At 61.9% G+C, this 6,940-nt stretch carries 9 protein-coding genes; all 9 read right to left on the reverse strand.

Annotated features, from left to right (window positions below; translation table 11 throughout):
• Window positions 1-374 (reverse strand): hypothetical protein (locus WB528_RS13990; RefSeq protein ID WP_423889008.1); only part of this gene is annotated, 374 nt, incomplete at its 3' end.
• Between the two features lie 125 nt (window positions 375-499).
• On the reverse strand, window positions 500-1,846 hold the full coding sequence (gene serS, locus WB528_RS13995) for a serine--tRNA ligase (protein ID WP_423889009.1): 1,347 nt from the start codon (window positions 1,844-1,846) through the stop codon (window positions 500-502).
• Window positions 1,847-2,035: 189 nt separating this feature from the next.
• Window positions 2,036-2,860 carry a twin-arginine translocase subunit TatC gene (gene tatC / locus WB528_RS14000; protein WP_423889010.1) on the reverse strand — a complete coding sequence of 275 codons (825 nt, stop codon included), beginning with the start codon at window positions 2,858-2,860 and terminating at the stop codon, window positions 2,036-2,038.
• Window positions 2,857-3,345 (reverse strand): Sec-independent protein translocase protein TatB, encoded by a 489-nt coding sequence (gene tatB, locus WB528_RS14005; protein ID WP_423889011.1) that lies wholly within the window; start codon window positions 3,343-3,345, stop codon window positions 2,857-2,859. Before tatB ends, tatC begins: the two co-directional genes overlap by 4 nt.
• Before the next feature lie 130 nt (window positions 3,346-3,475).
• Window positions 3,476-3,709: a twin-arginine translocase TatA/TatE family subunit gene (locus WB528_RS14010; protein ID WP_423889012.1), complete on the reverse strand. Its 234-nt coding sequence runs from the start codon at window positions 3,707-3,709 to the stop codon at window positions 3,476-3,478.
• Window positions 3,710-3,894: 185 nt separating this feature from the next.
• Window positions 3,895-4,614 (reverse strand): SMC-Scp complex subunit ScpB, encoded by a 720-nt coding sequence (gene scpB / locus WB528_RS14015; protein WP_423889013.1) that lies wholly within the window; start codon window positions 4,612-4,614, stop codon window positions 3,895-3,897.
• 20 nt (window positions 4,615-4,634) lie between these two features.
• Entirely contained in the window at window positions 4,635-5,468 is an 834-nt protein-coding gene (locus WB528_RS14020) for a segregation and condensation protein A (RefSeq protein WP_423889014.1), read from the reverse strand.
• Window positions 5,465-6,493: a beta-N-acetylhexosaminidase gene (gene nagZ / locus WB528_RS14025; protein WP_423889015.1), complete on the reverse strand. Its 1,029-nt coding sequence runs from the start codon at window positions 6,491-6,493 to the stop codon at window positions 5,465-5,467. The genes WB528_RS14020 and nagZ overlap by 4 nt, the downstream gene beginning before the upstream one ends.
• Before the next feature lie 59 nt (window positions 6,494-6,552).
• A partial coding sequence (locus tag WB528_RS14030) for an SPOR domain-containing protein (RefSeq protein ID WP_423889016.1) occupies window positions 6,553-6,940 on the reverse strand: 388 nt, incomplete at its 5' end.

The raw sequence follows: 6,940 nt of genomic DNA on the forward strand, positions 1-6,940 counted from the left end.
CTGCGGACGCGCCACACTGGCCGCAGATTGGCCAGCGCCCCTTCGGAGTGCATATCGAATTTCGGACTGACCAGCCTCGGCGGCTCGGGTTCGGGCGCCGCTGCAACGTGAATGGGCGACGAAACCGCAGCCTGGGGCGGAGCCGCCTTTCGAGGCGGCTCTGGATAATATTTGCGGGCAACGGTGACCGCTTTTTCAAAGTCATCCGTGTTGACCCACTTCTCGGCGCGTACGGCATCCTGCACGCCATCTTCCCACAGGCGCGACGCCTCGATGTCGAATTGGCTCTTCTGCTTCTGGTTGCAGGCCTGAATGCCAAGGCCCGTGACCGCCCATTGTTTGCCCACCCAATAGATGTCGCGATGCAGGGCCATTGGCGTTGGTCGTTTCCGAAAAATGCATCTGGTGGCAATCGGAAACAAAGATTACCCGCGCGCGCAGTCCGCGCAACTGCGGATCGCCGACGGACGGCAAAACAAATCGCGCTGTCGATACCGCGTTACCGGTCCGGCGAAACGATCTTGGCGCCGCCCATATAGGGTTGCAGCACGTCGGGTACGGCGATCGAGCCGTCGGCCTGCTGGTAGGTCTCCATGATCGCGATCAGCGCGCGGCCGACCGCCGTGCCGGAGCCGTTCAGCGTGTGCACGAAGCGCGGCTTGCCGTCGCTGCCGCGATAGCGCGCATCCATCCGCCGCGCCTGGAAATCGCCGCAGACGGAGCAGCTCGATATTTCCCGGAATGCGCCGCCGTCGCCTTGCCCGGGCATCCAGACCTCGATGTCGTAGGTCTTTTGCGCCGAAAAGCCCATGTCGCCGGCGCACAGCGTCATGACCCGGTAATGCAGGTCGAGCCGGCGCAGCACTTCTTCCGCGCAAGACAGCATGCGCTCGTGCTCGTCGTGGCTCGCCTCGGGCGTCGTGATCGAGACGAGTTCGACCTTGGTGAACTGGTGCTGCCGGATCATGCCGCGGGTGTCGCGCCCCGCAGCACCGGCTTCCGCGCGGAAGCAGGGCGTCAACGCCGTCAGCCGCATCGGCAATTCTTTCTCATCGACGATGGATTCGCGGACGAGATTGGTCAACGACACCTCGGCGGTCGGGATGAGACCCAACCGCCCGCTTCTCAAATTTTCTAGCCCGACTTCATTACCTGCGGACGCGAGCAGTTCACCCTTGATGGCCCAGAATTGATCGTCTTCGAATTTGGGCAATTGCCCGGTACCGTACATGACGTCGTCACGTACGAGCAGCGGCGGATTGATCTCGGCATAGCCGTGTTCATTTGTATGCAGATCGAGCATGAACTGCCCGATCGCGCGTTCGAGCCGTGCCAGACCTTTTTTCAAGACGACAAACCGCGCGCCCGACAACTTCGCGGCGGCTTCAAAATCCATCATGCCGAGCGCGTTGCCGAGATCGTCGTGCGGCTTTGGCGTAAATGCATAATTGCGCGCGGCGCCGAAAACATGATGCTGCACATTGCCATGCTCATCTGTCCCGTCGGGGATTTCATCAAGCGGCAGATTCGGGACGGCTGCGAGCGCGGTTCCTAGTTCTGCGTCAGCCGCTTTGGTGGCGGCTTCCAGCTCCGGCATGGTGGTCTTCAGTGATGCCACTTCCGCCATCAAGTTCGCGGCGCGCGCCTCATCCTTTGCCTTCTTGGCGTCGCCGATTTCCTTCGAGGCCGCATTGCGCCGGGCCTGCGCCTGCTCCGATTTGAGGATCGCGGCGCGGCGCGTCTCGTCAATCGCCAGCAGTGAAGCTGACAACGGCGCCAGCCCCCGCCGCTTCAAGGCGGCATCGAAGGCGGCTGCGTTATCGCGGATCCATTTGATGTCGTGCATGGGGAATTGATCCTGAGACGTCACAACTCTTGAGGCGGTCTCGCCCGCGAAGGCGGGCATCCAGTAACCCGAACAGCCGCGATTTGAAACAGTCTGGCGTCACGGAATACTGGATCGTCCGCCCGGGCGGACGATGACGGCAAGAATCGAGCAAATATTACCAGCAATAATCCCGGAGCGCTTTTCGCCCTACTCTGCCGGCGTAGGATCGGGCGGCGGGCTCGCGCCGGGCGGGGTGGTAGCGGTCGTCTTGGATGCGCCGGCTCTCTTTTCCACGATCCGAACGGCGATAATCGAACCCTCATACAGCGCCAGCAAGGGGACCGCGAGCGAGGCCTGGCTCAGCACGTCGGGTGGGGTCAGCACGGCCGCGATAATGAAGGCCACCACAATGAAGTAGCGCCGCTTGTCGCGCAGCTGCTTGGAGGTGACAAGACCGATCCGCCCCAGCAGGGTCAGGATTACCGGAAGCTGGAAGGCAATGCCGAAGGCGAAAATCAGCGACATCGTCAGCGACAGAAACTCGCCAACCTTGGGCAATAGCTGGATCTGCGCGGTCTCAGGCCCGGACAGTTGCTGCATGCCGAGCGAGAACCGCACCAGCATCGGCAGCACCACGAAATAAACCAGCATTGCGCCAAGCACGAAGAAGAATGGCGTGGCGATCAAATATGGCAGGAAGGCCTTGCGCTCGTTCTTATAGAGACCAGGCGCCACAAAGGCGTAGATTTGCGCGGCCACGATCGGAAACGAGATGAAGCCTGCGCCGAATAGCGCGAGCTTCAACTGGGTGATGAAATATTCCAGAAGCGCGGTGTAGATGAATTTTGAATTTTCCGGACCTGCGACCCAAACGAAAGGCCACACCAGCACGTTGTAGATCTGCTTGGCAAAGAAGAAGCAGAAGATGAAAGCAACGCCGAAGCCGAGCAACGCCTTGATCAGGCGCGAGCGCAGCTCGATCAGATGATCCATCAGCGGCGCTTTGCTGGCCTCGATATCGTCGTCGCTCATGACGCTTTGGCATCCCGCGGGACTTCGGCCTCGACATCGGTCGAAGGCAGATCCGGCGTCACCGTTTGCGGCTGATTTTCCGGAGCGATCACGAGCGGCTCCGAAGCCGCCGGTTCAACAGGTGTGGCTTCAACAGCAGTAACTTCCGCAGTCGATGACACCGTCTCGGCAGCGGCGGCTGGCTTGTCGTCGACGCCATCGATACTGAGAGCGGAGCTGACGTCCCTCTGAAGCGAGGTCATGATGTTGCCGCTCGCAAAGCCGCTCGCCGCTTCCTTGACCTCATCGAAGCTCTTCTTGAGGTCGGCCATTTCGGCCTCGCGCATCGCTTCCTGAAACTGACCCTGGAATTCGCCGGCCATCTTGCGCGCCTTGGCGACCCATTGCCCGACCATGCGCAGAACGCCCGGCAATTCCTTGGGGCCGATGGCAATCAGCGCGACCACGGCAATGACGGCGAATTCACTCCAACCAATATCGAACATGAAAGCTTCCGCTTCCGCGAGGCCAGCGTCTCTCGTTTTCGGAGACTGGGCCGTGCGCGCTTTTATTCCACCGGTCTTGCCGCCCGCGCGATCGCTGTCGGGGCGCTGGCCTTATGATGCAACCGGCGGATCAAACAGCCTTGCTGCCGACATCCGTCCGCGCCGCCTGCGGGGAGGCGCCATGGTCGATTGACTTCACAGGTTCGGTCTTTTCGATGTCCTTGTCGTCGTCCTGCATGCCCTTCTTGAAGGCCTTGATGCCTTGGGCGACGTCACCCATCAGATCGGAAATCTTGCCGCGACCGAACAGCAGCAGGACGACTGCGATCACTACGATCCAGTGCCAAATGCTAAGCGAACCCATCCTGCAATCCTCCAAAACACGCTCAATTCGGAGCCTTCCAGCCCCTGACTATCCTTCATCAAACGTAGGCTCAAGGGGTGCCAAAAACAAGGACTTAGGCCGCGTAAAATCGGTGTTACGCGGCTGACCGTTAACGCGCCAAGCAACGCGCGGGCTGATGCCCGCGATCGCTCCGAAATCGGCTTTTATTGGCTTTCCGGACCCGATTCCGGTTCGACGGCCGGCGCCAAAGCCAGTTCCAGATCGCCTGCCTCCAGCGGATCTTCGTCCTCGCGCAACGCCGGATCGTCGGAAGGTGTTGGAACATCGAAACCGGAAGGTAACCGCGAGTCCAACAGGCCCGTGCCTTTCAGTTCCTCAAGGCCCGGCAGGTCGCCGAGCGCCTCCAGGCTGAACTGCGACAAAAAAGCCTCCGTGGTTCCGAAGGTCAACGGACGTCCCGGCGTTTTGCGGCGGCCGCGCGGACGAATCCACCCTGTCTCCAGCAGCACATCCAGCGTTCCCTTCGAAGTAACCACACCGCGGATCTCCTCGATCTCGGCGCGGGTGACCGGCTGGTGGTAGGCGATGATCGAAAGCATTTCGATCGCCGCGCGCGACAGCCGTCGCGTCTCAGTGCTCTCGCGCGTCATCAGCCAGGACAGATCGCCCGCGGTGCGGAACGTCCATTTGTTGGCGATGCGAACCAGATTGACGCCACGCGAGGCGTAATCCGCCTGCAACTGCGCCAGCGCGACCTTGATGTCGACGCCGTCGGGCATCCGCTTCGCAAGCGTCGCCTGATCGAGCGGCTCGGTGGAAGCAAACAACAGCGCCTCCAGCAACCTCAGCTCCTCGGGCCGGGTTTGCGGATGGTCGGCGTGCTCGTCGGCCTCGATGTCGCGCTTCTCCGCCAGACTTACCATGGCAGGGTCTCCTTCTTTACTCACTCGACCGACAGATCGCCCGGCGCCGCCATCGCGTCGGGCGTTGGCTGCGGCGGACGCTTTCTAAAAAACAACGGGGCGAACGGCTCCTGCTGGTGCAACTCGACCTCGCCCTCGCGCACGAGCTCGAGCGCAGCAGCGAAGCTCGAGGCGAACACGGTGGCCCTTTGCGAGGGATCGACGACGTAGCGGATGAGATACTCATCCAGCCGGCTCCAATCCTCGGCCATGCCGACGAGCCGCTCCAGCGAGGCCCTCGCCTCGGCGAGTGACCACACCGTGCGCTTGGCCAGATGCACCGACGCCAGCACGCGTTGCTGGCGCTGCGCGGAGTAGGCGGTGAGCAGATCAAACAAAGTCGCCGTGTATTTCGGATGCCGAATTTCCGCGATGGTCTCCGGAAATCCGCGTGGAAAAATATCGCGCTGCAATTGCGGGCGGTTCATCAACCGGTTTGAAGCCTCGCGAATGGCTTCCAGGCGCCGAAGCCGATTGGCAAGCGCGGTTGCCATTTCCTCCGCGCTCGGGCCCTCGACGGTCGCCGGTTCCGGCAACAACAGCCGCGACTTGAGGAAGGCGAGCCACGCCGCCATCACGAGATAATCGGCCGCCAGTTCAAGCCGGATTTTTCGGGCGGCCTCGATGAACTTCAGATACTGGTCGGCCAGCGCCAGGATGGAAATCTTCGCGAGATCGACCTTCTGCTGCCGTGCCAGCGCAAGAAGCAGGTCAAGCGGACCCTCATAGCCTTCGACATCGACAACGAGCGAGGGTTCGCCATCGGCGAGCTCCGCCGGGCGTCCGGTTTCAAACGAGAGAATTTCTGCGGTCATACGCCCAAAGTTCCCGCTTTACCCATCATTGCTTTCAGTTCGGCCCAGGCCGCGGCCTTGTCGAATGGCTGCGGCGTCCCACGCGATGCGAGCGCTTGTTCGGCCCGCGCCAGTGCTTTTCCTGACAATTCCGGCGTCTCGGCGGCGACCTCTCGCATTTCCTCGAGCTTGCCGTTGCAGTGCAGGACCACGTCGCATCCGGCGGAAAAGATGGCCCGAGTCCGCTCCCCGATCGATCCCGAGAGCGCATTCATCGACACGTCATCACTCATCAACAAACCCTGGAACCCGATCACGCCCCGAATCACTTGCCGGATGATTGTCGCAGAAGTCGTGGCCGGATGGACCGGGTCCAGCGCGCTAAACACAACATGTGCCGTCATCGCCATGGGTAGGTCCGCGAGCGGTTGGAAAGCCGCAAAATCCGTCTTTTTGAGCTCATTTTCCGACGTTTTAACCGTGGGAAGCCGCAAATGGCTATCCGCCGTGGCCCGCCCGTGCCCCGGGATGTGCTTGAGGACCGGTAAAATACCACCCTCCTGAAGACCTTCGGTCACGGCGCGCGCAATCGCAGCGACCTTTGCCGGTTCGGTTCCATAGGCGCGGTCGCCGATGACGGCATCCGCACCCGCCACCGGTACATCCGCCAGTGGCAGGCAATCGACTGATATGCCGAGTTCCCCAAGGTCGGCGGCGATCAGGCGGGCGCTCAATCGAGCGGCTGAGCGGCCGAGGGCCGGATCGAGATCGTAGAGCGTCCCGAATACGGCTCCCGCTGGATAGACCGGCCAGTGCGGCGGCCCAAGGCGCTGGACCCGGCCGCCTTCCTGGTCGATCAGGATCGGGACGTCGCTGCGGCCGGCGCATTTTCTCAATTCTGCAACGAGCCGAGCGACCTGTTTCGGCGCCTCAATGTTCCGTTTGAACAAAATGAAGCCCCAGGGGCGTTCGGCCTCGATAAATGCCCGCTCATCGGCGTTTAAATCCGCTCCGGATATGCCCGTGATGAATGCGCGTGGCTGCATAAGGCGCCGATTAGCCGCCCGCCGACGCAGGGGTCAACAGCGCAAGCGCGAAGCGCCCATTAATTCCTTTGGGCAACGCATTGGCCGCCAGCCGACTTGAGGCTGACACAAAACTGCGAGGCTTCTTCGTGTGAACCGAAGGGACCTACCATCGCCCGATAATAGATGCCCTTCTCGCCAAGATCGGCGCGTCTGATCACGGGCGCACGGGATCCGAGCACAGACGGGAACTTGCTCTGCAAAGCCCTGAAGGAGGCCTGCGCGTCCGCCTCGCTCCGTTGCGAGGAGATCTGCACCAAGTAGCCGCCGCTCGCCGCACCAGCGTTAGGGGCGGGCTGGACCGCATTGGGGCTGGTCGTTGCTACACGAACCGGCGGCTCAGGCGCAGCTGAACTCTCGGCCTGCGGCGCAAGCGACAGCGGCGCATTGGCACTGGCGAGACTGGGA

Source organism: Bradyrhizobium sp. (assembly GCF_049586575.1).
In the GTDB taxonomy this organism is placed as follows: domain Bacteria; phylum Pseudomonadota; class Alphaproteobacteria; order Rhizobiales; family Xanthobacteraceae; genus Bradyrhizobium.